The sequence below is a fragment of the Polyangium jinanense genome, from assembly GCF_028435365.1.
On record NZ_JAGTJJ010000027.1, the window covers coordinates 73,072 to 95,625 of the forward strand.

General features: G+C 70.0%; 24 protein-coding genes. 12 read left to right on the forward strand and 12 right to left on the reverse strand.

Features of this window, described 5'->3' with window-relative positions:
* Positions 1-51: 51 nt before the first annotated feature.
* From KEG57_RS32635 to KEG57_RS32650, 4 genes are read right to left on the reverse strand one after another with little or no spacing between them, the layout of a single operon-like run.
* Complete coding sequence (locus tag KEG57_RS32635) at positions 52-1,143, reverse strand: glycoside hydrolase family protein (RefSeq protein WP_272424127.1); 1,092 nt, start codon at positions 1,141-1,143, stop codon at positions 52-54.
* A 10-nt stretch (positions 1,144-1,153) separates the two neighbouring features.
* Positions 1,154-2,533 (reverse strand): OmpP1/FadL family transporter, encoded by a 1,380-nt coding sequence (locus KEG57_RS32640; protein WP_272424126.1) that lies wholly within the window; start codon positions 2,531-2,533, stop codon positions 1,154-1,156.
* Positions 2,533-3,834, reverse strand: coding sequence for an OmpP1/FadL family transporter (locus KEG57_RS32645; protein ID WP_272459159.1), 1,302 nt, complete (start codon positions 3,832-3,834; stop codon positions 2,533-2,535). Before KEG57_RS32645 ends, KEG57_RS32640 begins: the two co-directional genes overlap by 1 nt.
* 52 nt (positions 3,835-3,886) lie before the next feature.
* Positions 3,887-4,792 (reverse strand): PDDEXK family nuclease, encoded by a 906-nt coding sequence (locus KEG57_RS32650; protein WP_272424124.1) that lies wholly within the window; start codon positions 4,790-4,792, stop codon positions 3,887-3,889.
* Between the two features lie 86 nt (positions 4,793-4,878).
* Between KEG57_RS32650 and KEG57_RS32655 the strand changes: the two genes are divergently transcribed.
* From KEG57_RS32655 to tatC, 3 genes are read left to right on the forward strand one after another with little or no spacing between them, the layout of a single operon-like run.
* Positions 4,879-6,015 carry a radical SAM protein gene (locus KEG57_RS32655; RefSeq protein WP_272424123.1) on the forward strand — a complete coding sequence of 379 codons (1,137 nt, stop codon included), beginning with the start codon at positions 4,879-4,881 and terminating at the stop codon, positions 6,013-6,015.
* A 9-nt stretch (positions 6,016-6,024) separates the two neighbouring features.
* Positions 6,025-6,552, forward strand: coding sequence for a Sec-independent protein translocase protein TatB (gene tatB / locus KEG57_RS32660; RefSeq protein ID WP_272424122.1), 528 nt, complete (start codon positions 6,025-6,027; stop codon positions 6,550-6,552).
* A complete protein-coding gene (gene tatC, locus KEG57_RS32665) occupies positions 6,549-7,415 on the forward strand; it encodes a twin-arginine translocase subunit TatC (RefSeq protein ID WP_272424121.1) in 867 nt (288 codons plus the stop codon). The genes tatB and tatC overlap by 4 nt, the downstream gene beginning before the upstream one ends.
* 13 nt (positions 7,416-7,428) lie before the next feature.
* Here the strand turns inward: tatC and KEG57_RS32670 are convergent, their stop codons facing one another.
* Genes KEG57_RS32670 through KEG57_RS32680 form a run of 3 tightly spaced genes read right to left on the reverse strand, consistent with a single transcriptional unit; the run spans position 7,429 to position 10,029 of the window.
* On the reverse strand, positions 7,429-7,866 hold the full coding sequence (locus KEG57_RS32670) for a 23S rRNA (pseudouridine(1915)-N(3))-methyltransferase RlmH (RefSeq protein WP_272424120.1): 438 nt from the start codon (positions 7,864-7,866) through the stop codon (positions 7,429-7,431).
* Between the two features lie 11 nt (positions 7,867-7,877).
* Positions 7,878-8,738, reverse strand: coding sequence for a ribosome silencing factor (rsfS, locus tag KEG57_RS32675; protein ID WP_272424118.1), 861 nt, complete (start codon positions 8,736-8,738; stop codon positions 7,878-7,880).
* Between the two features lie 19 nt (positions 8,739-8,757).
* Positions 8,758-10,029, reverse strand: a complete 1,272-nt coding sequence (locus tag KEG57_RS32680) for a glutamate-5-semialdehyde dehydrogenase (RefSeq protein ID WP_272459160.1) — start codon at positions 10,027-10,029, stop codon at positions 8,758-8,760.
* Between the two features lie 58 nt (positions 10,030-10,087).
* Here KEG57_RS32680 and KEG57_RS32685 point away from each other — a divergent pair, with 58 nt between their 5' ends.
* Positions 10,088-10,429 (forward strand): hypothetical protein, encoded by a 342-nt coding sequence (locus KEG57_RS32685; RefSeq protein WP_272459161.1) that lies wholly within the window; start codon positions 10,088-10,090, stop codon positions 10,427-10,429.
* A complete protein-coding gene (locus KEG57_RS32690) occupies positions 10,426-10,614 on the forward strand; it encodes a hypothetical protein (RefSeq protein ID WP_272459162.1) in 189 nt (62 codons plus the stop codon). Before KEG57_RS32685 ends, KEG57_RS32690 begins: the two co-directional genes overlap by 4 nt.
* An 18-nt stretch (positions 10,615-10,632) precedes the next feature.
* Here KEG57_RS32690 and KEG57_RS32695 read toward each other — a convergent pair whose 3' ends face one another.
* Entirely contained in the window at positions 10,633-11,499 is an 867-nt protein-coding gene (locus KEG57_RS32695) for a class II glutamine amidotransferase (RefSeq protein ID WP_272459163.1), read from the reverse strand.
* A 111-nt stretch (positions 11,500-11,610) separates the two neighbouring features.
* On the opposite strand from KEG57_RS32695, the gene KEG57_RS32700 reads away from it, so the two are divergent.
* A complete protein-coding gene (locus KEG57_RS32700) occupies positions 11,611-12,198 on the forward strand; it encodes a Uma2 family endonuclease (RefSeq protein ID WP_272459164.1) in 588 nt (195 codons plus the stop codon).
* Positions 12,199-12,569: 371 nt separating this feature from the next.
* Here KEG57_RS32700 and KEG57_RS32705 read toward each other — a convergent pair whose 3' ends face one another.
* The 3 genes from KEG57_RS32705 to KEG57_RS32715 form a co-directional block, all read right to left on the reverse strand.
* Complete coding sequence (locus tag KEG57_RS32705) at positions 12,570-13,265, reverse strand: hypothetical protein (RefSeq protein ID WP_272459165.1); 696 nt, start codon at positions 13,263-13,265, stop codon at positions 12,570-12,572.
* 116 nt (positions 13,266-13,381) lie between these two features.
* Positions 13,382-14,149 (reverse strand): SDR family NAD(P)-dependent oxidoreductase, encoded by a 768-nt coding sequence (locus tag KEG57_RS32710; RefSeq protein WP_272459166.1) that lies wholly within the window; start codon positions 14,147-14,149, stop codon positions 13,382-13,384.
* A gap of 72 nt (positions 14,150-14,221) precedes the next feature.
* Positions 14,222-15,070: an alpha/beta hydrolase gene (locus KEG57_RS32715; RefSeq protein ID WP_272424104.1), complete on the reverse strand. Its 849-nt coding sequence runs from the start codon at positions 15,068-15,070 to the stop codon at positions 14,222-14,224.
* Between the two features lie 76 nt (positions 15,071-15,146).
* Between KEG57_RS32715 and KEG57_RS32720 the strand changes: the two genes are divergently transcribed.
* From KEG57_RS32720 to KEG57_RS32740, 5 genes are all read left to right on the forward strand, one after another.
* A complete protein-coding gene (locus tag KEG57_RS32720; protein WP_272459167.1) occupies positions 15,147-15,623 on the forward strand; it encodes a hypothetical protein in 477 nt (158 codons plus the stop codon).
* 57 nt (positions 15,624-15,680) lie between these two features.
* Complete coding sequence (gene guaA / locus KEG57_RS32725; RefSeq protein ID WP_272424101.1) at positions 15,681-17,237, forward strand: glutamine-hydrolyzing GMP synthase; 1,557 nt, start codon at positions 15,681-15,683, stop codon at positions 17,235-17,237.
* Positions 17,234-17,554 carry a PEGA domain-containing protein gene (locus KEG57_RS32730; protein WP_272459168.1) on the forward strand — a complete coding sequence of 107 codons (321 nt, stop codon included), beginning with the start codon at positions 17,234-17,236 and terminating at the stop codon, positions 17,552-17,554. The genes guaA and KEG57_RS32730 overlap by 4 nt, the downstream gene beginning before the upstream one ends.
* A gap of 76 nt (positions 17,555-17,630) precedes the next feature.
* Entirely contained in the window at positions 17,631-17,801 is a 171-nt protein-coding gene (locus tag KEG57_RS32735) for a hypothetical protein (protein WP_272424098.1), read from the forward strand.
* A gap of 171 nt (positions 17,802-17,972) precedes the next feature.
* Complete coding sequence (locus KEG57_RS32740) at positions 17,973-20,336, forward strand: hybrid sensor histidine kinase/response regulator (protein ID WP_272424097.1); 2,364 nt, start codon at positions 17,973-17,975, stop codon at positions 20,334-20,336.
* 127 nt (positions 20,337-20,463) lie between these two features.
* Here the strand turns inward: KEG57_RS32740 and KEG57_RS32745 are convergent, their stop codons facing one another.
* Entirely contained in the window at positions 20,464-21,612 is a 1,149-nt protein-coding gene (locus tag KEG57_RS32745; protein ID WP_272459169.1) for a hypothetical protein, read from the reverse strand.
* Positions 21,613-21,754: 142 nt separating this feature from the next.
* Between KEG57_RS32745 and KEG57_RS32750 the strand changes: the two genes are divergently transcribed.
* Entirely contained in the window at positions 21,755-22,408 is a 654-nt protein-coding gene (locus tag KEG57_RS32750) for a hypothetical protein (protein ID WP_272424094.1), read from the forward strand.
* Positions 22,409-22,554 lie beyond the last annotated feature (146 nt).

The window sequence follows — 22,554 nt, forward strand, 5'->3', positions numbered from 1 at the left end:
ACATCACGCAGCGAGCCCAAAGTAAAGAAGCGCGCCCGGGGGCTTTCGGTTTCAAGGGGCGGGCAAGGACACGTCGGCCGGCGCCACGCCGGCAGCCACCGCCGGATAATTGGCGCTCTTCGTACGACCCGCGCGTTGCGTCGAAAAAAGCAATGTATGGCCAGGGCGTACGAGGACGCAGGGCTCGTGCGGTCCGAGCGAGCTGCCGCTGCCGAACACGGGGCTCGCGGCGCGCTCCAGGGACTTTTCGCTGCCCGGATCGAATCGCGCGGCGAGACCCACGACGGCCCGGCCGAGGCTGTCCCGGGCGGCGTAATACACGCGCAGAATCGGGCGGCCCTCGGCTGATCGGGCGAGCACGGGCGCGGGCGCACCGACCCAGGCGCCGTCGTAAGGAGGCTCGGCCCCCTCCCCGGCCGGCGCGGGCGCGAGCGCGGGGCCGTCGCCGACGCGGGTCCAGGTGACGCCGTCGTCGGAGCGCGCCTCGCCGATGCGCGCCGCGTCGCCAGGCCCCGGGACCTCGTAAAAGAGCCGGAACGAGCCGTCGTCGAGCACGACCACACCCGGGCTGCGCGGCACGGCGCCGGCTTCCCAGCCGGACGCGTCGGGCCCGAGGACAGCGCCGGGCACCCGCGCGAAAACGCTGCCGTCGAGGCTCCGCGCGAGCCCGATGCCGCCGGCCGCGGCGTAGTACAGGAAGATCTCGTCGCCCACGCGGACGACCGACGGCGCGCCGACGGTCCCGCCTTCCCACGGCGCCTCGGGCGTGAGCACCACGAGCGGCGCGCGATCGAAGGAGCGGCCGTCCTCGGCGCCGTACCGGACGATGGCGCCGGACGGCGCCGTGAGATCGGGTTCCTCGCCCGGCACCTCGGGGTTCATCGAGAAGTAGCCGAAGACGGCGGGCGTCGCGGGATCTCCGTCGGCGTCGAGGACGGCGGGATCGCGGGGAAAGGTCTCGTCGTCTGCGAGGGCATTCGGCGCGGAGCGCAGGTTGCCGAGCTCGCCCGTGCGAAGGGCGCGGAACGGGCCGGCGGCTGCGTTCGGCAGGTTCTCCCCGCCGGTCTCGGTGTCGGCGAGCGTGGCGCAGCCGGACAGGAGCGCGAGGGCGAGGAGGAACGAACCCGGGTGTTCCGTGCGCATCGGTATGCCCTCAAAACGAAGCGGTGAGCGTGGCGCCGCCCGCGATCATGGTGCCATCGGCCCGGTAGTCTCCGACGAAATCGGCGGGGTTCGCCTTCTGCGTGATGCGCTCGGGCAGCACGGAGAGGGCCACGTGTGTGTCGAGGCGGAGCGCGCCGCGGAGGACGGAAAACGGCGCGTTGAGGACGAGGCCCGCGCCGAGGGAGATCGTGTGCCGATCGGCGTCGACGAAGTTCGTCGGGCCCTCCTGCGGCGGCACGGGCGAGCGCTCGTAGGCGTAGCCGGCGCGCAAGGGGATCTCGACGGCCTTGGCAGGCGCGTCGCGCCCCGACACACGCCGCTCGGCGCCGAAGGCGAGGACGTACTCGACACCGAGGCGCGGGACGAAGCGGTCCTGGAACGCGGGCGGGACGATCACGACGGGCTTGGGATCCTCGGGCAGCTCGACGCCTACGCCGGGCGGGGGCTCGGCTTCGAGGTGGGCGGAGGTCCGGGGGGTCGGGCTCTCATAGGCCGACCAGTTCACCCAGCCGAGATCGAAGTTCGCGCGGAGGCGGGGCACGGCCTGGAAGGACAAACCGAGGACGACCTGCTGCGGCTGGAAGGCGTCGAGCGTGCGCGTCTCGAGGGTGTAGCGGAGCGGGACGTCGACGCCGGCGAAGTCGACGATGCCTTCGAGGTTCGCCTGGAGCGCGAGGTCGAGCTTGGTTTGTCCACGGTAGGCGACGCCGAGGTAGCCGAAGCGGCCGAGTTTTACGCGCGCGCCGGCGATGGGATAGCGGATCGAGGTGAGATCGGCGTCGACCTCGTGGGAGAGCTGCGAGTCGTAGGGGCTCAAAACGTCGGCCTCGCCGCGGATGCCGAAGCGGCCGCGCGTGGCGGCGAGGAAGGCGAGTCCGCCGCCGAGCTCGAGCCACGGGAGCGGACGGACGGCGAGGTGGACCGAGAGGAACAGGATGGTGGGCCGGTCGTTGTAGAGCTCCCAGCGCGGCGTCTCCTGGCGAAGGGCGCGGATGCGGGACAGGCCGTTGTCGGGGATGTACGTGGCGATGCCGAACGCGAACGGGACCGAGAGGATCTTGCCAGGCGCGACGATGCCCGCCATGAGGCCGTGGACGTCGGCGACGTCGTTGTCCTTGCCGTTGATGCGGAGGCGATTGTCCGCGTAGACGTAGCCGAGGGAGAGCTCGAGCCCGGGCGCGGAGACGAGGCCGGCGGGGTTGTAAAAGCAGCCCGAGAAGTCCGCGGCGTCGGCGGTGACCGCGCCGGAGAGCGCGCCGGCGCGTGAGCCCATGCCGTAGGTGCCGGGCGCGCTTGCGTGCGCCTCGGGCGCCACGAGGAGCCACGCCGCGGCGAGCGCGGGCAGGAGCGAGCGCGCGTGTTTCGTCATCAGAACCCGACCCCCACGGTGGCCGCGCCGGCGACGACGACGCCGCTCGTGCGCACGGAAGGCGCGCCGGGATTCGTGGCAGGCACGTCCGCGGCCTTGTCGTGCGCGCGAGGATGGAGGACCTGCACCTGCCCGGCGAGATCGAAGCGCAGGTTCGGAAAGGGCGCGGTGAGCTCGAGCCCGTAGCCGAGGCCGAAGACGCTGCGGGTGTTCTCGTAGATGTTCGCGGCGGTCGTCTGCGCAGGCGAGGGCGAGAGCTCGAGGAAGTAGCCGGCGCGGAGCATCATGGAGACGGACTTCTTCGGCGAGAGGACACGCTCGACGCCGACGCGCGGAACGAACGTGTCCGTGTACCCGAGCGGCGCAGGCGTGAGGGCGCCGCAAGGTTCCTCGGGCGGCGCGCCCGTGGACGGGTCGATCGCGGGGCAACGGACGGTGGCCTCGGCGGGGCCGGGATAGGCCGACCAGCGCTTGTACGTCGCGCCCGCGGTGACGCGCCACGGGCCGCGGACGCGCGCGACTTCGAGTGCGATCTGCGCGGGATCGTACTGCGCGAGGCCTGCGATGTTGAGCGGAGGCACGACGATCTGGCCGAGATCCTTCACCTCGATGACGACGTTGAAGCGCCCGACGAGCTCGCCGCGGTAGGTGAGCCCGACGCGGTAGGCGCCACGCTCGTAGCTCGCGCCGAGGATGGGGCCGTAGCTCGCGACGAGCGTGTCCTCGACGACGGTGCCGATGCGGCCGGAGGCGTCGGTGGCGACGAGGACGGAGCCGGTGAGCGCCGCGAGCGCCGCGAAGCCGCCGCCGATCCGCACGCCATAACCGACGTCGACGCCGAGCCCGACCTGAACTGCGACGGAGGCCGTGCGATCCGCGAGCGGGAACTGCTTGGTCTCGGGGTAGAGGATGCGGCCGCGGACGATGAGGTCGAAGGGCGTGAAGAAGCCGAGGCCGATGGTGATGCGGTCCTTCAAGACCCCAGCGAACGGCACGGGCAAGACCGCGCCGATGAAGCCGCCCGCGAGTTTGTCGTAGCTCAGGCGCTCGGGTGCGCGGAGGTCGAAGACCGAGCCGAGCAGGCCGATCGTGAGCTCACGTCGATGCTCGAGGCTGAGAAGCGCGGGGTTGCTCCAGACGGCCTCGAAGCCGCGGCCGAGCGCGGCGCCGGTGCCGCCCATCGCCATGGAGCGCGGGCCGAAGCCGTACACGTCCTCGGGGGAGCTCCACGCATCACCGGCCGGCAGCGCCGTGAGGGCGGCCGAGGCGACGGCGAGCAAGAGGGCGCGGCAGCGGGCCATGCGGGGGCGACGGTAGACCCATGCACGGCGGGAAGGAAGAGGGCGCGGATGCTCAGCGACGAACCGGTCCGCTGTCCTCCTCGACCTCGACGAACACGTCGTCGAGCGAGCTCGCCGCGTAGGAGCGTTTCGCCCACCGGGACAAGGTCGCGCCGGTCGCGGTCGCGACGCGCGCCTGCATGGCCTCCGGGAGCTCGCCGAAGCGCTCGCGCAGGACTTCGAGCAGCATCTCGCGGCGGCCCTCTTCGCGGCCCTCCTCGCGGCCCTCCTCGCGGCCCTTCTCTTCCGCGCTTTGCTTGATCGCCAGGATCTCCGGGTTCCCCTTGCGCTCGAGCGCCCGCGCGGCCTCGCGCTCCGCGACCGCGCCGTCGAGCAGCGCGCGCACCTGGATCGGCCGTATGAAACAGGGATCCTCGATCATTCCGTCGAGGTCGAGCGGCACGAACGCGGCCATCTCGCGCGACCACTCGCAGACCTCGCCACGCTTCACGTGGATCGCGAACACGCGGCGGACGCCTCGCTCCGCGAGGTCCTCGGCCTTCTCGCGCACCACGCCCGGCGCCTGCTCGTTCACGATCTCGAACGAAACCTCTTCGAGGTGCCTCCTGCCCGTCGCGGGATCCGTGCCGTCGCGACGGATCGACAGGTCCGTCGCGAAGTTCGATCCCTCCGAGACCCGCGTGAGCAGATCGATCGAGGCGCGATACCCCTCGCGGACGTGCAAGCGGATCACGGCGCCGAGGTTCGCGTGTGCGTCACCGTGGGGCTCGAGCGCGGGCTGGGCGATGATCTTCCGGCCGCGTATCATCTCGTCGCGCGTCTTCTCGGGGACGACGACGTGCTGATCGACGGGCGGGAACCGGCGAGGCGGATCCGCGGGAGGAAACGAGAGCGCGGCTCCCCCCCGGGCGGACGGCGCGAGCATCATCGAGGGGCCATCGCGCTTCGGATCCATCATCGACAAGGAGGGTAGCAGGATCCGCGGAGGATGGGGAGAACGAGACGGGTGCGTCCAGGGTCCCGCTCGACTAGAACGATGCCGCCGTGCCCCTCGCCCTCCAGGCCATTCTCCCCGACGAGCTCGCCCGCGTTTGCAACATCGACGTGACGGACGCGCGGCGGATCGTTTCGCTCGTGCATCGAACGGGCGGTTTGCCCGAGCGCTCGCCCGCGACGATCCGGCGCGCCGCGCTCGACGCCGCCCGCGAAGCCGGGCACGTGCCCACGATCCACATCGAGAGCCGCGCCGCGAGCGCGCTCGATCCGTTCGTCAAGTACGCCTTCCGCCTGCACGACGGGGCCATCATCGAGACCGTGCGCATCCCCCTCGAGCACCCGGGCCGCTTCTCCGTCTGCGTGTCCTCGCAGGTCGGCTGCGCGCTCGCGTGCGCGTTCTGCGCGACGGGCCGCATGGGCCTCGGCCGCAACCTCGAGCCGTGGGAGATCGTCGAGCAGGTGCGCCGCGTGCGCGAGGAGCTCGCAAACGATCCGCCGGCAAACCTCGTCGCCGCCGGGATCCGGCCGCGCGTGCACGGCGTGCTCTTCCAGGGCATGGGCGAGCCCATGGCGAACATCGAACGTGTGATCCACGCGATCCGCGTGATGAGCGAGCCGAGCGCGCTCGCCATCGACATGCGCAACATCACGGTGTGCACCTCGGGCTTGCCGACCGGGATCCGCACGCTGCTCCGCGAGGTGCCCGCGGTGCGGCTCGGCGTCTCGCTCGGCTCGGCGCGGCCGGGGCAGCGGCGCGCGCTCATGCCCATCGAAAACGCGCATCCGCTCGAAGAGGTGCTCGCGGCTGCGGGGGAGCACGCGCGGGCGACGGGCCGATCGCCGATGTTCGCGTACACGCTGCTCGCCGGTCGAAACGACGCGGACGAGGATGCCGCGGCGCTCGCGGATCTGTGCCTGTCCTTTGCCGCGGCGCATGGGCAGAGGCCGCGGCTCAGCTTGATCCCTTACAACGCGATCACGGACGGCACCGAGCCGGATCCGTTCCAGCCTTCGACCCGCCTCGAGGCTTTCCGCGCGGTCCTGCTCGGGCGCGGGGTGGGCACGATCGTGCGGTATTCGGGCGGGGGCGACGTGGGGGCGGCGTGTGGTCAGCTCGCGCGGCCGCTCGTGCGGAAGGGAGGAGGGAGGCGTCTCCCGGTGGATTCCGAACCCACGGCGCGCTAGCTTGCTCGCGTGTTCGGATTGAGCTTCGGCGAGATGGTCGTGGTCGTGCTCGTGGCCATCGTGGTGGTGGGCCCGCGGCACTTGCCGAGCATGATGCGGACGGCCGGTCAGTGGGTCACGCGCATCCGCCGCATGAGCACGGACCTCCGAGCGCAGAGCGGCATCGACCAGCTCCTCCGCGAAGAGGGCATCGACCGCAGCATCCAGGAGATCCGCGCGCTCTCGAACGTGAACGTGCTCGACGGCCTGGAGAAGCTCGCCGTCCCGACCGCCGCCACGACCTCTCCCGCGACCGCGGCTGCGACCGTGACGGCTGCCGCGGCGAGCGCGCCTCTGCCGAGCGCTGAGACGGTCGAGATCTTACGCGAGCGCGAGTATCCGCGGGTAGGCTGCGACGCGTACGACGCGATGCCCGACGACGCGGCCCCGTACGTGGATGGGCAGCCCGAGCCCCTCGCCCACCTTCCGCTGGGTGTCGTGGCGACCGACGATCCGACGAGCCGGGTCGTCACGAAGGAGCCGAGCGCGGCGTCATGAGTGATTCCAAGGCGAAGGCGGTCAAGGACGCGGCGCCCGCTCCGATCGAGGACGAAGAGGGCACTCCCATGACGTTCTGGGAGCACCTCGACGAGCTCCGCAAGCGCCTGGTCTATTGCTTCGTCGCGTTCCTGATCTGCTGCGTGCTCACCTGGGAGTACCGCGATCCCCTGCTCGACATCATCTCGCGCCCGTTCAAGGGCGCGTGGACGGCGCAGGGCCTGCCGAACCAGGCCACGTTGCACTTCGAGTCGCCCCAGGCCGCGTTCATCGGGTACTTCCAGCTCTCGCTGCTCGGCTCGATCGTGCTCAGCGCGCCGGTCATCTTCTACCAGCTCTGGGCCTTCGTCGCGCCCGGGCTCTACGCGCGCGAAAAACGCTTCGTGATCCCCTTCGTGCTCTCGGCGTCGGGGCTCTTCGTGGGCGGCTGTTATTTCGGCTGGCGCGTCGCCTTCCCCATCACGTTCAACTACTTCCTCGGCCTCGCCGGCACCGTCGGCGGCGGCCAGGGCGTGACGATCACGCCGACCGTGATGCTGGGCGAGTACATCGACTTCGTGACCCGGATGCTGCTCGCGTTCGGGATCGTCTTCGAGATCCCGCTGCTCATCTTGTTCCTGTCGCTCGCGGGCATCGTCAATTACTTGCAGCTCATCCGATTCGGCCGCTGGTTCGTCCTGCTCTCGTTCATCATCGCGGCCGTCGTCACGCCGCCCGACATCACGAGCCAGATCGTGATGGCCGTGCCGATGCTGGTCCTCTACGCGCTCTCGATCGGCCTCGCCTTCGTCTTCGGCAAGAAGCCGACGGAGGCCCAGCGCGAGGCGTACCGGAAGAGCAAAGAGAAGCCGAAAGCGGTCTAGAAAAACGCCTCGATCAGTGGGCGTACGGCTCGCCGCGCAGGATCGTCATCGCGCGGTAGATCTGCTCCACGAGCACGAGCCGCGCGAGCCTGTGCGGAAACGTGAGCGTCGAGAGGCTCAGCCGATCGTGCGCGGCGCGCGACGTCTCCGGGGGGATGCCGTCGGCGCCGCCGATCAGGAACGAGACCACACCCTTGCCGCGGGATCCGGCGCGCTCGATCGTCCGGGCGAACGAGGGGCTGTCGAGCGCGCGTCCCATCACCTCGAGCGCGATCGTCGTCGAGCCGTCGGTCTTCTTCGCGAAGAGCTCGACGAGGCGCGCGGGCGGCGCATCCTCGAGCTCGATCTCGTCACAAGGCATGTACCGGCGCACGCGGCCGAGGTAGTCGTCGAGCGCCGCGCGGAGCGGTTTGTCCTTCACGCGGCCCACGGCGACGACGACGATACGCATACGATCCGGCTCTACTCTTCCTCGCTCCGATCCTCGGCCTCGTCGTCACCGAACCCCTCGCCCGCGTCCGCTTGCGCGCGGTTCACCGGCGACGAGGCAGGCCGCGCGCCCGGCGCGCCTTCGGGCACGGCCACGCGGCTCGCGTCCATCCACAGGCCCTCGATGTCGTAGAGCTGCCGCGCGTCCTCCTGGAAGACGTGCACGACGACGTCGCCGTAGTCGAGCAGCACCCACGTGGCCGCGGACATACCCTCGACCGAGATCGGCGCGATCTTCTTCTTGCCGAGCTCCTCCTCGATCCCCTGCGCGATCGAGCCGACGTGCCGATCACTCCGGCCCGTCATGAGCACCAGGAAATCCGCGTAATCGACGCGCCCGCGCACGTCGAGGATCTCCACGCCGAGCGCCTTCTTGTCGAGGCCGGCGGTCGCCACCGCGACCGCGAGCTCGCGCGCCGGAGAAGCCGTCTCCGGGATGGGTGCCTTGCGTCCGGCCGCTCGCTTGGGCGCCGCCAGCGGCGCCTTCTTCACGCCGGGCGCGCCCTTGCCGCGGAGCTCGCCTTCCGACTTGCGCCGCGGCAGCCCTGGCCGCTTCGTGGTCTTGGCGCCACCGGGCGCGCGCACCGCCTGCCCGCTCGCGTGCGAGGCGCGGAGCTTCGGCCGGGCCGACTTCTTCGCCGCCTTCACCGCCGCCTTCACGACGGACGGCGCCACGTGCGTGTCCCGCTCGCCCGAGCCCTCGCCCGGATCCACGTCGCGCGCCGGACGCGCCGCGCCCGTCTTCGTCGTCTTCGTCGTCTTCGTCGCCGCTGTCTTGCTGCGAGCCGGCTTGGGCGACTCGCCCCCGCCGTCCGATCGCTTCTTCGTTGCCAAGTTTTACCTCACTCCGGGATTACCGAATTTGCCCCTCGCCGAAGACGATCCACTTCTTCGCGGTGAGGCTCTCGAGCCCCATCGGTCCATAGGCATGGAGCTTCGTCGTCGAGATGCCGATCTCCGCGCCGAGACCGAGCTCGCCGCCGTCGTTGAAGCGCGTGGACGCGTTGACGATCACGCAGCTCGCGTCGACGGCCCGGGAGAAACGCTGCGCCCGCTCGTAGCTCCGCGTGCAGATCGCCTCGGTGTGGTTCGAGCCGTACTGCGCGATGTGATCGAGCGCCTCGTCGAGCGAGCCGACGATCCGAACCGCAAGGATCGGGGCGAGGAACTCCTGCCCATAATCCTCGGGCGATGCGGGTTTGGCCGACGGGAGCACCGCGCGTGTGGCCTGATCGCCGCGGATCTCGAGCCCCTGCGCCGCGAGCTTTCCGACCCGCGGCAAGAACGCGAGCGCCACGCTCTCGTGCACGAGCAAGCCCTCGAGCGCGTTGCAGACGCCGGGCCGGCTGAGCTTGCCGTTCTCCACGAGCCGGAGCGCCATGTTGAGATCGGCGCCCTCGTCGACGTAGAGGTGACAAACCCCCTTGTAGTGCTGGATGACCGGCACGCGGGCGTGCTCGGTCACGAAGCGGATGAGCCCCTCGCCGCCGCGCGGGATCACGAGATCGATCATCCCCGTGAGCCGCACGAGCTCGCGAATCCCCTCGCGATCACCGGACGGAACGATCTGCACGGCGTCCGCAGGCAGACCGGCGGACGCGACCGCGTTCCGCACGAGCTCGCCGAGCGCCGCGTTCGATCGCGACGCTTCCTTGCCGCCGCGCAAGAGCACGGCGTTGCCGCTCTTCAAGCAGAGCGCGGCCGCGTCGACCGTCACGTTCGGACGCGCCTCGTAGATCATCGCGATCACGCCGAGCGGGATGCGCACCTGACCCACGCTGAGGCCGTTCGGGCGCTGCTTCATGCCGAGCACCTCGCCCACGGGATCCTCGAACGAGGCGATCTGCGTGACGGCCGCGGCGATGTCGAGGATGCGCTGTTCGTCGAGGATCAACCGATCGACGAGCGCGGCGGCGAGCCCCGCGAGGCGCGCGGTCTCGATGTCCTCGGCGTTCGCGATGCGCAGGGGCGAGCCCTCGGCGGCCTGCGCGCGCAGCGCCTCCGCGATCGCGACGAGCGCGCGATCCTTGGCCTCGCGCGACGCAGTCGAAAGCGTACGCGCGGCCTTTCGGGCGCGCTTTGCGAGCTCGATGAGCTCTTCGGTCTGGATTGCGGTGCTCTCCACGGCGTCGAAACCTAACGCGGCTGCCCTCACAAGGCCAAGGGCGTGCTAGCGTGGGCTCGTGTCGGCTCGCCCGCGCGGTATCCCCGCCTGGTTCCTCCTCCTGTCCTTTACCGTGCCCACGTGGCTCGGTTGCGGCTCTCACGACGACGAGGGGCCGGCGAGCGCCGCGCCCGCAGCCACGATGATCCCGATGGGCGCCCCCGGCGCCGAGGGCGCCAAATACGACCCGGCCCCGGAGGCGCCTCCTGCCAAACCCACCGATCTGCGCCAGAAGATCGACGGTTCGCCCGATACGTCCGCGCCCCCGAGCCCGTTCGGCCTGCCGCCCGGGAACGAGCACGAGGGCCCCGTGACCCCGCCTCCGCCGACGAACATCAAGAAGAAGGGGACCAAGATATGAGGACCTGGTTCGTCCCCGTGCTCGCGTCGCTCGTCGTGTTCGCCGCGGGCGCGTGCTGCAGCCCGCCGAAGCCGAAGCCGCTGCCCGGAGGCCCGCCGCCCGAGTACGAGGCGCCGCGGAGTTTTGAGCTCCCCGGCACACAGGCGCCGCCGCCGGCCGAGGCGCCCGAGCCTCAGCAGCCCTGAGGGCGTAGCGCCGGGGTTTCACCCCGGACCCGACGAGGGGCTGTCCGCCCCTCGACCCGGACCAGGGCACAGCCCTGGACCTCTGGGCATCGACTGCGCGAAGCGCAGTCGATGCGGGGAAATTAGTTTGTAGCTATCCGCCCCCCTTCGCAGCGCACAGCCCTGGACGTCTGGTGCAAAGGCCGCGATGCGGTCGATGCAGAGGAGAGAGCGCTCGGGGACCTCTTGCCAGGCGCCTTCGTGCGGGACCTCCGACGCAATGCGGACGACGTCCGCGTCGGAGGAGACGAACAAGCTCCGGCCAAAGCGATGGGCATAAAGCACGTCCCCATCACTCAAAAGGAAATTGACGGCGCCGAACCGGGGCCTGTCCGTCGCGGCCTCGATGGCCCGGGCGATCGCGTGGTGGGTCGCGTCGCTCGACGCACGTCGGCTTCCGTGCGTGGCGCCGACCTCGTCGAGCGTGGTCATCAGGAATGCGAAGAACCGCTCGCTGTCCGTGTCCCCCGCGATTTCCCGCTTGCGTGATTGCGAGGTGCGCCGTTCGAGCCACGCGACGTCGGAAATGGTGCCGTTGTGCGCGAAGACCCAGGCGTCCCGGCGGAACGGATGGGTATTGTCGAGGCCGGTTTTTCCGACCGTGGCTTTGCGGACGTGGGCGAGGACGACACGCCCGCGGGCATTCGAGGCCACGGCGCGGAACGCCGGGTCTGCGTGGGCGCAGGTGGGGCTCTTGTGGATCGCCCAGGATTTGCCGTCATGGGCGGCGATCCCCCATCCGTGCGGGTGCTCGGGCGAGAGCGCCGCGAGGCTTTTTGGAGCCGTAGCGAGGGGCTCGGGGTGAGGTTCGACGTGCCTCGAAACGACGCCGAAGAGGCGACACATCGTTGCAGAGGATAGCCGAGGGAGCGAGGACCGGCCAGCTTGCACGGGAAAAACGGTTACGGACGGGCGCGCGCGGCTGGGGTGGGATCTGCTAGGATCGGCGACGGCACCATGGACGCTGCTCGGAAGTTCGCGACGTACGAGGATCTGCTGGCTCTGCCCGAGGACCAGAAGGCCGAGATCATCGGGGGCAGCCTGGTGACGCTGCCGTCGCCGCGCCCCAGGCACTCGAACGTGCAGGGGACCCTGCGCGTGTTCATTGGGAAACCGTTCCACGACGACGACGGCTTCGGCGGCCCCGGCGGCTGGTGGATTTTCCTCGATGTGGACGTCGCGCTCGGCCGGCACGACATCGTGCGCCCGGACCTCTTCGGCGTCCGTCGCGAGCGGCTGCCCGATCCGGATGTCCTCCCGATTCCGGTCGTCCCCGACTGGATCTGTGAGGTGCTGTCGCCCTCGAACGAGCCGCACGATCGGGTGACCAAGAAAAACCTTTATGCGCGATATGGCGTGCGCTGGTACTGGATCGTGGATCCCGCGGCGCGCATTCTGGAGGTCTTCGAGCTGCGCGACGGTCTATGGGTGAACATCGCGTCGTACGACGAGCACGCGACGGCCCGCATCCCGCCGTTCGAGGCTGTCGAGCTGCCGATGGCGCGAATCTTCTTGCCGCGCCCGCCGAGCAGCGAAGGGGCGTGACCGCGGCTGGCGCCGGGCGCGGGGGCTCCACGCCTCGCCATCGCCCGCACGCTCGAGGATGGGAGGGTTGGGCGGCGCAGGATCGTCCGTACGCTGGCACGTGGGGCATCCCGGCCGCGCAGGATCGTCCGTACGCTGGCACGTGGGGCATCCCGGCCGCGCAGGATCGTCCGTACGCTGGCACGTAGATGAGCCCGGGGCTCAGAGGGTGTTCCACAGGCGTCGCGCGTGCAACCCATGCGCTTGTGCATCGACCGCATCGCGGTCGATGCATCAGAGGTCCAGGGCTGGCCCTGGTCCGGGTCGAGGGGCGGACAGCCCCTCGTCGGGTCCGGGGTGAAACCCCGGCGCTACGCTGCGGCAGCACCCTCTCAGGTGTTCGTGGGGGGCTCGGCTTTCTTCCGGGAAGGCGCGGCGTCGTAGAAGAAGGCCTTCACGTACTGCGTCTGGCGGGGGAATCGGTCGAGGAGGCGCTTCTCCAACTTATACAGCGCGTCGGAGCCGGCGGCGACCGCGACCTTGACCGCGCTGGTGAGGGACGCTGCCTTCACGGCGGCCGCGTCCCGGTCGACGAAGTTCTGCTGCTGTCGCGTTGCGCGCCCCGTCAAGTCGGCCTCCATTTCGGCCTTGCCCGGAAAGCTCGGGACCTGCGCGAACTTGCCGACGGCCTGGAGCACGAGGCCCGGCTCCTTGGCCCGCTCGGCTTGAATGATGTCGCTGACGTCGGTCCCGAAGACGTGATCGGCGCCCTCCTCCATCGCCGATCCCTTGAGCTCGACCTTCATCCGCGCCTTGGCCCGGCTGACGCCCCGATCGAGAATGGTATCGCCGAGCTGTACACGCGCCTGTTTGGCCTGCATCACGAGGAGCGAATACGAAGTCGCCTCGCGCTCGGCCGCGAACAGGGTATCGAAAAAGGGCTTCAAGGCTTCCCGCTCGACGGCGAAGAATTCACGGTCGTCCGGGGTGCGGTCGACGTCGAGCTCGACAGCGGCGTTGAGCGCGCCGATCGTGGTGGAGAGGGCGACCAGCATCGTCGAAGCGGTCGAATCGGGCGGGGCAATCATGGCAGCGGAGGGTACGGGAGGGGGGTCGAAGGGATCAAGGGGATTCTGGACGAGAGCGCGGCGGCAAAGCTCGAGGCGGGCAGCCCCTCACGAACGGCCCGCCCGCACCCGTCCCCTCAAACGACCGTCATCCCGCCATCCGCCACGAAGCTCGCTCCGTGGCAATAACTCGAATCGTCCGACGCGAGGAACAGCGCGAGCTTCGACATTTCTTCATTCGTGGCGACGCGACGCGCCGGGATCATCTGCCGATAGCCCGCCCGCAGCTCCTCGGCGTGGCCCGGGGCCATTTGCTCCGTGAACGCCATCATCATGCGGTTGTCGACGCCGCCCGGGACCATCGCATTGACCCGGATGTTCTGGGGCGCGAGCTCCGACGCCGCCGTGCGCACGAGCGCGAGCAGCGCGGCTTTGCTCGCCGCATACGCGGCGCACCCCGGGAACGACGTGATGGCCGCCGTCGACGACACCACCACGATGCTCCCCCCGCCCCGCTCCAGCATACGCGGAATGACCTTTTGCATGCCCAGGAACGTCCCCCGCACGTGAATCGCATGAAGGTCGTCGAGCACCGACACGTCGAGGTCCACGATCGGCGCGATCTTCCCCTCGTACCCCGCATTCGCGAAGAGTACGTCGACCCCGCCGAACGCCTGGATCGCCGTGTCGACGTATCGCTCCGTGTCTTCGTTCTTTCGGACGTCGGCCACGACCGTGCGCGTCCGCGCAGGATCACACCCTTCCGCGGCCTGCCGCAACCGCGCCTCGTCGCGACCGACCAGCACGAGCTTGGCTCCCTCGCGCGAAAACAGCGCGGCCGTCGCCGTCCCGATACCCCCCGAAGCGCCCGTGATGATAGCAACCTTGTCTGTCAGCTTCCCCATGGCCGCGACACGCTACCAATTCCCTCTTGGTTTTACCAGCGCGATGAGCGGCCAAACGCTGTTCGTGGAACATCACGGCCGGGGAGCGGCGGCCTTTGCTTTGACCTCGAACCGCGGATCCCCCTCGAACACCCATTCCAGCGCGGAACGTGTGGTCTCCGCGACCGGCCCATCGTAGCGGTGCCCCACGTCCGAGCTTTTCGCAATCTTCGTCTTGGCCCCAGCTTTCTCCAGCCGCGACGCCGCCCACCGCGCATCCGCGGCGCACCCGCTCTGCGAGCACACGAACAGCACACGCGCGCCCTCGATCTTCGCGAATGCGCTCACGACCTCGGGCTTCCAGGCCGCGTGTCCGCCCTCGATCAGGACGAGCCGCGGCGAACGTTCGGGGCGTCGTCCCGCGATGGCCACGCCCTGGATCGCGCCCAGCGAAAACCCCGCATGGACGACCGGTCCCGGATCGACGAAATCGGGGTACGTGGCAGAAAGCGCCGCAAGGCCAGCGTCGATTTCGCGCTCCAGCGCGGCATTGTTTTCGTAGGTGAAACGCACGTCGTCGGGGGAAGGAGAATCCGGCCTGCGCACGCCGCGCGGGCACAGGACGAAGACGTGATTCGCGCGGGCACCGAGCAGCGAGCGCCAGACGTCGCATTGCCATTCGGGGCGATCGTAATTGCCGTGCGCCGCGATGATCACGGGCCGTTTGGACGTGGTGCCGACCGGGAGCGAGACGACGGCGGCGGGATGGCCGGGAATGGGCAGGTCGACGATGGCGGAGGCGGACGTGAGCGCGGGAGCGGGTGCAGACGCAGAAGCGGAAGCAGGCGCGGAAGCGGAAACGGGCGCGGACGCCGCAGCGGGCGCGGACGCCGCAGCGGGCGCAGACGCGGGTGGGCTTTCGCAAGCCGAAACGGTCGACACACAGAAAAGCAAAGCCACGAAGCCCGCGCGATCCATGCGAGCTTCAGCCTACACCGGGATGATACCCTCGCCCCTCGTGATCCGGCCTGGCTCGCTCGTCCTCCCTGCCCTGCTCCTCGCCCTCCCCGCCTGCTCCCGCGGCAGCGACGCCCCGACCGACGCCTCGCCGCCCTCCGTCATCTCTTCCCAACCCGCGCCCCCGCCCCGCCCCGCCGGCCCTGCCGAGCTCGCCCTCGTCGCCCCCCTCGCGCCCGGCAGCACACTCGACGGCTTTACGGTGCGCGAAATCCTCGCGGTTCAGGACGGCGTCCTCACCCTCGTTTGCGCAAAGGATCGCGCTGTCGTGCGCCTCTCCGTCGCGCTCGCCGCGGACGGCGGCCCCGCGCCGCCTGCTCTCGCCGGAAAATACGCGGTCTTCTACTCGGCGCGCGGCAGCGATCCGGCGGACGGCGAGCGGCTCGCCAAGGCCCTCGCGGCCGTCCTGGAGAAACACCCCGACGTCCCCGTTCCGCCGGGGATGACCTCGTTCGTCCCGACGCCCATTCCCATCTAGCTCCTTCGTCCCCTCTCCGACTCGCCCCCTCTCGCGAAAAGTGCTAGCGCGGCGACCATGCTCACTGGCCGACGGGACCTCGTCCTGATCCTGGATTTCGGTTCGCAATACACCCAGCTCATCGCCCGCCGGATCCGCGAGGCCTCCGTGTACTGCGAGGTCTACCGCTACGACCTACCGATCGAGCGCATCCGCGAGCTCGCCCCCCGCGGCATCATCCTCTCGGGCGGCCCCTCGAGCGTCTACGGCGAAGGCGCCCCGCACATCTCTGCCGAGCTCTTCTCCGTCGGCATCCCGATCCTCGGCATCTGCTACGGCATGCAGCTCCTCTCGCATCTGCTCGGCGGCAAGGTCGAGCGCGGCACCGAGGGCGAATACGGGCCGGCGCTCGTCCGCACGACCCGCGCCGCCGGCGTCTTCAGCCGGTTCAACGACGGCGACGTTCTCGATGTCTGGATGAGCCACGGCGACAAGGTCGTCGAGCTCCCGCCGGGCTTCTCCACGCTCGGCACGACCGACACGACGCCGTTCGCCGCGATCGCCGACGACGAGCGCCACATCTACGGCCTGCAGTTCCACCCCGAGGTCGCGCACACGCGCCGCGGCAAGGACCTGCTCGAAGCGTTCCTCTTCGACGTCTGCGGCCTCGAGCCCACGTGGACCCCGGCCTCGTTCGTCGAGGAGTCCGTCGAGGTGATCCGCCAGAAAGTCGGCCCCGCCGCGAGCGCCGTGTGTGGCCTCTCGGGCGGCGTCGACTCCTCCGTCGCCGCGATCCTTTGCCACCGCGCGCTCGGCGACCGGCTCGTCTGCATCTTCGTCGACAACGGCCTCCTCCGGAAAGGCGAGGCCGAGCAGGTCGTGAAGATGTTCGGCGACCACTACCACCTTCGGCTCGTGCATGTTGACGCGCGCGCACGCTTCCTCGACGCGCTCTCCGGCGTCACGGATCCCGAGCAGAAGCGCAAGACGATCGGCCGCGTCTTCATCGAGGTCTTCGAGGAAGAGGCGAAGAAGATCGAGGATTGCCGCTTCCTCGTGCAGGGCACGCTCTACCCTGATGTGATCGAGAGCGTCTCGGCGAAAGGCCCGAGCGCGGTGATCAAGAGCCACCACAACGTCGGCGGCTTGCCCGAGCGCATGAAGCTCGGCCTCGTCGAGCCTCTGCGCGAGCTCTTCAAGGACGAGGTGCGCGCGGTCGGCGCGACGATGGGCATCCCGCACCACCTGCTCTGGCGCCACCCCTTCCCCGGCCCGGGCCTCGCCGTGCGTTGCCTCGGCACGCTCACGGAGGAGCGCTTGCATGTCCTGCGCGAGGCCGACGCGATCTTCGAGGAGGAGATCCGCGAGGCGGGGCTCTACGACAAGATCTGGCAGAGCTTCTGCGTGCTCTTGCCCGTGCGCACCGTCGGCGTGATGGGCGACGAACGCACGTACGACGAGGTGATCGCGCTTCGCGCCGTGGAGTCGAAGGACGGCATGACGGCCGACTGGGCGCGGATCCCGCACGAGGTGCTCGGACGAACGAGCGCGCGGATCATCAACGAGGTCCGCGGCGTGAACCGCGTCGTGTACGATGTCTCGTCGAAGCCTCCGGCCACGATCGAGTGGGAATGATGCAAACGAGCGCGAAACGCGGGGTCCTTGCGGCCCTCGTCGGGTGGTCCCTCCTCGCAGCCGCGTGCGCGCCGAGCACGCCGGCCACAGTCTCCTTGCGGGTGAAGGGCAACGCCCCGGACGCGTCGGTCACGATCGACGACATGTACATCGGGGCGCTCGCGTTCGTGGCGAAACGCGGCGTCGCCCTGCCCCCGGGCAAGCACCGGATCACCGTGGAGAAGCCGGGCTTTTTTCCGTGGGACAAGCTCGTCGAGGCCCGCGAGGGGGATCCGCCGATCCGCCTCGAGGTGGACCTCGTGAAGATCCCGGACTGATCCGGGTCCGTTCAGGTAAGAAGGACTTGACTCTGCGGGGGGTTTCGCTACCGTCCCGCGCTCCCCGAGGACAGACATGGCGAACACCCCGAAGTGGAACATCCGGTTGCGGCACGAGTGGCTCTCCACGCCGCTGAAGAAGAAGCGGATCAAGCGCGGCCAGAAGGCGCGTATTGGCCTGCTGGACGCCGAGGCGCGGAAGAAGACCAAGGCCGAGAAGGCCCCGAAGACCGAACAGGCGTCCTGACCGGACGTTCGGACCCCTCGCCGGCACGCGTAAAAACGCGCGTACGCTGATCCGAGACGAAAAGGCGTCACCCCCTCGCCACAACGGGAGGGGTGGACGCCTTTTTCCGTCCGTAAGGCTTCGCCTTTTGGCATGCTGGCGCAGCACGACGCACACGCGTCGGGGTTCTAGATGAACGAAACCAGCGAGGCCCTGCGTGAATCCGAGGAGCGTTACCGCACGCTCTTCGAACAGGCGCCCGTCGGCGTGTTCCTGTACGACCGGGAGCTCCGGCTCACCACGTGGAACGCGCGCTTCGTGCAGCTCCTCCAGACGACGAACGAGCGGCTCACGTCCCTCGACATGCACGGGCTGCGCGATCGCACCGTGCTGCCCTCGATCGAGCGTGCCCTCGCAGGCGAGTCGAGCACGTACGAGGGCCGCTACCAGGCGACCACGAGCGACGCCGTCGTGTGGGTCTCGATGCGGCTTTGCCCGCTGCGGAATGCGAGCGGCGCCGTCATCGGCGGCATGGGCGTGGTCGAGGACCTCACGGATCGAAACCGCGCGCTCTCCGCGCTGCGCGAGAGCGAGCAGCGCCACGCGCTCTACGTCAAGCGCAGCCCCCTCGGCGTGATCGTGTGGAACACGCGCTTCGAGGTGCTCGAGTGGAACCCGTCGGCGACGCGGATCTTCGGCTACACCGAGGAGGAGGCCATCGGCAAGCGCGAGCCGGGCTTCATCGTGCCCGACAGCGCTTGGCCTTTCGTCAGCGCGCTTTGGGACGGTCTCCTCGAGCAGACGGGCGTCGAGCGGAGCCGCAACGAGAACCGACGGAAGGATGGCCGGATCATCTGCGGCGAGTGGTCTGCCACGGCGCTCGTCGACGCGCAGGGCGTGGTGATCGGCGTCGCGGCCCTCGTCGAGGACGTGACGGAGAAGCAAGCCGCCGAAGAAGCGCTGAAGCGCTCGGAGGCAAGGTTTCGCGCGCTGATCGAGCACGCGCCCGACGCCATCGGCGTGGTGCGTCAAGGCCGGTGGATCTATGCAAACCCGGCGCTCGTCACGTACCTCGGTTACGAGCGCGCGGGCGAGCTCATCGGGCGCCTCGCGCGAGACTCGGTGCACCCCGAGGATCGCTCCACGCAGGACCAACACCACACCGAGGTCGAGCGTGGCACGTCGGTCTCGCCGCAGGAGTACCGGCTGCTCCGTCGCGATGGATCCATCGTGCACGCGGAGGTCGTGAGCCTGCACGTCGACTACGACGGCGCGCCGGCGATCCTCGGCATCGCGCGCGATCTGACTGAGCGCAAGCAGATGCAAGCGCGCCTCGTGCAAGCCGAGCGCATGGCGGCGGTCGGCACGCTCGCGGCCGGGGTGGCGCACGAGATCAACAGCCCCCTCGCCTACGTGCTCACGCAGCTCGCGGTCGCGACCGCGGAGGCGCTGCCCGCATTGAAGCGACGCGTCGAAGCCCTGGAGCGCGCGGTGGATCTCAGCCCGGGCGAGATCACGCAGCTCGCCGTGGAGCTCGAAGCGGCGATCGACGGCGCGCGCGAGGCAGCCGAGCGCATGCGCAGCATCGTGCGTGACTTGCGAACGTTCTCCCGCGCGGACGACGGCGAGATCGCGCCGACCGACGTGCGCCGCGTGCTCGACACGTCGCTCAACATGGTCTTCGGCGAGATCCGCCACCGCGCGCGCCTCGTGAAGGAGTACGACGACGTGCCGCTCGTCGACGCCAACGAGGCGCGGCTCGGCCAGGTCTTCGTGAACCTGCTCGTCAACGCGGCGCAGGCGCTGCCCGAAGGAAACGCGGCGGCGAACCTGATCCGGCTGCGCACCTACATCGGCGACGCAGGACGCGTGGTCGTCGAGGTGATGGACTCGGGGCCGGGCATCCCCGACGATGTCAAAGCGCAGATTTTTGATCCCTTCTTCACGACGAAGCCCGCGGGCGTGGGCACGGGCCTCGGGCTGTGGATCTGCCAGGGAATCGTCACGCGCCTCGGCGGCACGATCGAGCTTGCATCGAGACCCGGCGAGACGATCTTTCGTGTCGTCCTCCCGCCCGGCGCCGCGGCCGGAAAAACCGTCGACGGCGCGCGCGCGATCCGCGCCGACGAGCCGAACCTCGCCCAGAAGCCACCCATGAAGCCAAAGCCCCCCGAGGCCAAGCCCCGCCGCGGCCGCGTGCTCGTGATCGACGACGAGGCGCCGCTCGCGAACGCGCTCAAGATGTTCCTCGCCGACGAGCACGACGTCGTGGTCTCGACGAGCGGCCGCGACGCGCTCGCGCTCCTCGAAAAGGACCCGTCGTTCGACGCGATCCTCTGCGACCTGATGATGCCCGACGTGACAGGCGTGGACGTGCACGAGGCGCTGCGCCAGCGCGCGCCCGACGTCGCCGCGCGCCTCGTCTTCGTGACGGGCGGCGCGTTCACGCCGCGCATGCGGGCCTTCCTCGAGGAGGTTCGAAACCCCCAGCTCGAGAAGCCGTTCGACCTCCCGAAGCTCCGCGCCCTGCTACGTCAACTGGTCTCGGCGCGCTAGCAGCCTGTGGACTTATCTGCTGCGCGCCCCGAATCGTCCGTCGACATCGCTCGAAATCCTTCAGGATTCCTCGCGGTGTCGCCCTAGCTTCGGGGCGCTCGCGACGATCATTCCACAGGCTGCTAGCTCAGCGCGGCCCGCGCGCCGCGAACCAGTCGCGGTAGTGCTGGTACAGCGTCGCATACCGCACGTACGTCTCGCGATCCGCCGCGAAGCGCCGCTGCCAGGCCTCGGTCTCGGCCGTGTGCGCCGTGTCCGTGAGCCCGTACTTCGCACGGATCTCGGCGAGCGCCGCGGGGTTCACCGCGATCTCCGCGGCGAACGCCGCGTACCGTTCGAGGCTGAGCTGCGGGCCCTGGGCGACCGCCGGGAAACCCGCGAGCGTCATCGGCTGCGGCACCGTCGGCGGCATGGGAACGGGCGTCGGGCGCTGCGAGTACGACGAGCTCGACACCGGCGCCCCCGTGCTCGCAGGTCCGGCTGCGGCCGGTGATCCGGGCGCCGGCGGATATCCGTACCCCGCGGGCTGCTGCGGCTGCTGCGGGGCCGCACCGATCGGCTTGGGAGGCGGCGCGGGCGGCGGCAGGACCGCGGCCATCATGCCCGGCGACGACTGCTTGGGAGGAGGAGGCGGCGGAAGCGGCGCGGGCGGCGCGGCCTGGAACGGGAGCGCGGGCCTGCTGGGCGTCGCCGGCATGGGCTGCGTCTGCCGCGCCGGAAGCGGATCCGGAATCGTCGCGACGCGCGCCCGCATCGGCGGCGTGTGCTCGTCCGGCGGCACCTTTGCGCCCGGCGCGCTCTCTCTCGGCGGCGGCGGCGGCCCCTTCACGGCAGGCGCGCCGGTCACCGTCGGCGCCAGCGGCGTCGCGCCCTCGCCGGCCGCTGCTGCGGCGGCGGCCCTTCGCGCGCGGAGCCTCGCGAGGAGCTGCTCCGGATCGGCCGTCGGCAACATGGGCACGGTGTCCATGAGCCCGAGCGGCACCGAGTGCGCGCGCGGCGGCGTCGGCTCGTCCTCGCCGCCACCGGCTCCGGCGCGCGCCTTGCGGGCCTCGATGGCCCGCGACCGCGCTTCGAAGGCTGCCTTGTAGCGGGCCTCCAGCGCGTTGCGCGTCGCCTCTGGCTCGCGCGACATTCGCTCCATCCAGGCGTTGCGGCTCACGCCCCACGCCTCGGCGGACAGCGCCTCGACGCGCAAAACCTCCTCGAGGGGCGTCCCAGCCTCGACCTCCGCACATAACGCGGCGAATCGTTCGAGCTCGATTTCCGGTTCCATCACGTCGGGGCGCCCGTGAGCGCTCGGCAGACCATACGCCGGCTGTGGTCCGAGGTCGAGAGCGCCGCGCGACGTTTCAGCACGTTGCCGACGACTGGGCTTGCCCCCCGTCCGTCAAACCGTGGTACTAAGCGAGGTAGAAACGATGAACTCGAGTCTCCGCACCTTTCTCGGTCTTGCCCTCTTCGTCGCCCCCCTCTCGGCGGGCTGTGCCTCTCGCACGGCGCCCTTCGATCAGATGGACCAGGCGCAAATCACCGTGCTGCGCCTGACCGCGCCGCCGCCGCCCGTCGCCGCGACGCCGGCGACGCCGGGCGCGCTCCCGGGCATCCCGGGCCTGCCCATCCCGCCCGAGATGCAGGCTGCGGGGCAGCAGCTCCTTCAAGGCCTGAACCAGGCGGCTCCGGGCCTCATCCCGCCGGGCCTCCTTCCCGGCGGCCAGACCCAGCAGCCGGCCGCGCAGCAGCAGGTCCCGCTCTGGAACGGCCTCGCGATCGTGGCCCAGACGCCCGTCACGAACGAGGACATGAAGAACGACCTCCTCGACCTCTTCGGCGACGAGGACAGCTTCCAGGCCGGCGCGAACAATTGCACGACGGCGCCTGGCATGGGCGTCTCGTTCGTTCGTCCGGGCCAGCCGAACACCGACCTCGTGGTGTGGTTCACCTGCTCCAAGGCCGCCGGCGTCACGCCCTTCACGCTCCCCTACGGCAAGGACATGCTCACGGGTGAGTCGCATCAGAAGCTGAGCCAGATCTACCAGGCTCTCTTCGGCATGGCCGTTCCGCCCGGCTCCTGATCTCCGCGCCCTCGAGGGCCTCGATCCTGCGAGGCCCTCCGCACCCTCCCCCTCGGCACGCCCTGATCGTCGGCAACGCCTCGAACGGCCCTTTTGCGCGTTCGTGGCGGAGAATGCGGCCTGGATGCTAGGATGACGCATCGGCG

What these genes read in the sequence shown, in the direction of transcription:
- KEG57_RS32635 (WP_272424127.1), bottom strand. Translation starts at nt 1,143, where the DNA reads ATGCGCACGGAACACCCGGGTTCGTTCCTCCTCGCCCTCGCGCTCCTG.
- KEG57_RS32640 (WP_272424126.1), bottom strand. Translation starts at nt 2,533, where the DNA reads ATGACGAAACACGCGCGCTCGCTCCTGCCCGCGCTCGCCGCGGCGTGG.
- KEG57_RS32645 (WP_272459159.1), bottom strand. Translation starts at nt 3,834, where the DNA reads ATGGCCCGCTGCCGCGCCCTCTTGCTCGCCGTCGCCTCGGCCGCCCTC.
- KEG57_RS32650 (WP_272424124.1), bottom strand. Translation starts at nt 4,792, where the DNA reads ATGATGGATCCGAAGCGCGATGGCCCCTCGATGATGCTCGCGCCGTCC.
- tatC (WP_272424121.1), top strand. Translation starts at nt 6,549, where the DNA reads ATGAGTGATTCCAAGGCGAAGGCGGTCAAGGACGCGGCGCCCGCTCCG.
- KEG57_RS32670 (WP_272424120.1), bottom strand. Translation starts at nt 7,866, where the DNA reads ATGCGTATCGTCGTCGTCGCCGTGGGCCGCGTGAAGGACAAACCGCTC.
- KEG57_RS32690 (WP_272459162.1), top strand. Translation starts at nt 10,426, where the DNA reads ATGAGGACCTGGTTCGTCCCCGTGCTCGCGTCGCTCGTCGTGTTCGCC.
- KEG57_RS32695 (WP_272459163.1), bottom strand. Translation starts at nt 11,499, where the DNA reads ATGTGTCGCCTCTTCGGCGTCGTTTCGAGGCACGTCGAACCTCACCCC.
- KEG57_RS32700 (WP_272459164.1), top strand. Translation starts at nt 11,611, where the DNA reads ATGGACGCTGCTCGGAAGTTCGCGACGTACGAGGATCTGCTGGCTCTG.
- KEG57_RS32705 (WP_272459165.1), bottom strand. Translation starts at nt 13,265, where the DNA reads ATGATTGCCCCGCCCGATTCGACCGCTTCGACGATGCTGGTCGCCCTC.
- KEG57_RS32710 (WP_272459166.1), bottom strand. Translation starts at nt 14,149, where the DNA reads ATGGGGAAGCTGACAGACAAGGTTGCTATCATCACGGGCGCTTCGGGG.
- guaA (WP_272424101.1), top strand. Translation starts at nt 15,681, where the DNA reads ATGCTCACTGGCCGACGGGACCTCGTCCTGATCCTGGATTTCGGTTCG.
- KEG57_RS32730 (WP_272459168.1), top strand. Translation starts at nt 17,234, where the DNA reads ATGATGCAAACGAGCGCGAAACGCGGGGTCCTTGCGGCCCTCGTCGGG.
- KEG57_RS32735 (WP_272424098.1), top strand. Translation starts at nt 17,631, where the DNA reads ATGGCGAACACCCCGAAGTGGAACATCCGGTTGCGGCACGAGTGGCTC.
- KEG57_RS32740 (WP_272424097.1), top strand. Translation starts at nt 17,973, where the DNA reads ATGAACGAAACCAGCGAGGCCCTGCGTGAATCCGAGGAGCGTTACCGC.
- KEG57_RS32750 (WP_272424094.1), top strand. Translation starts at nt 21,755, where the DNA reads ATGAACTCGAGTCTCCGCACCTTTCTCGGTCTTGCCCTCTTCGTCGCC.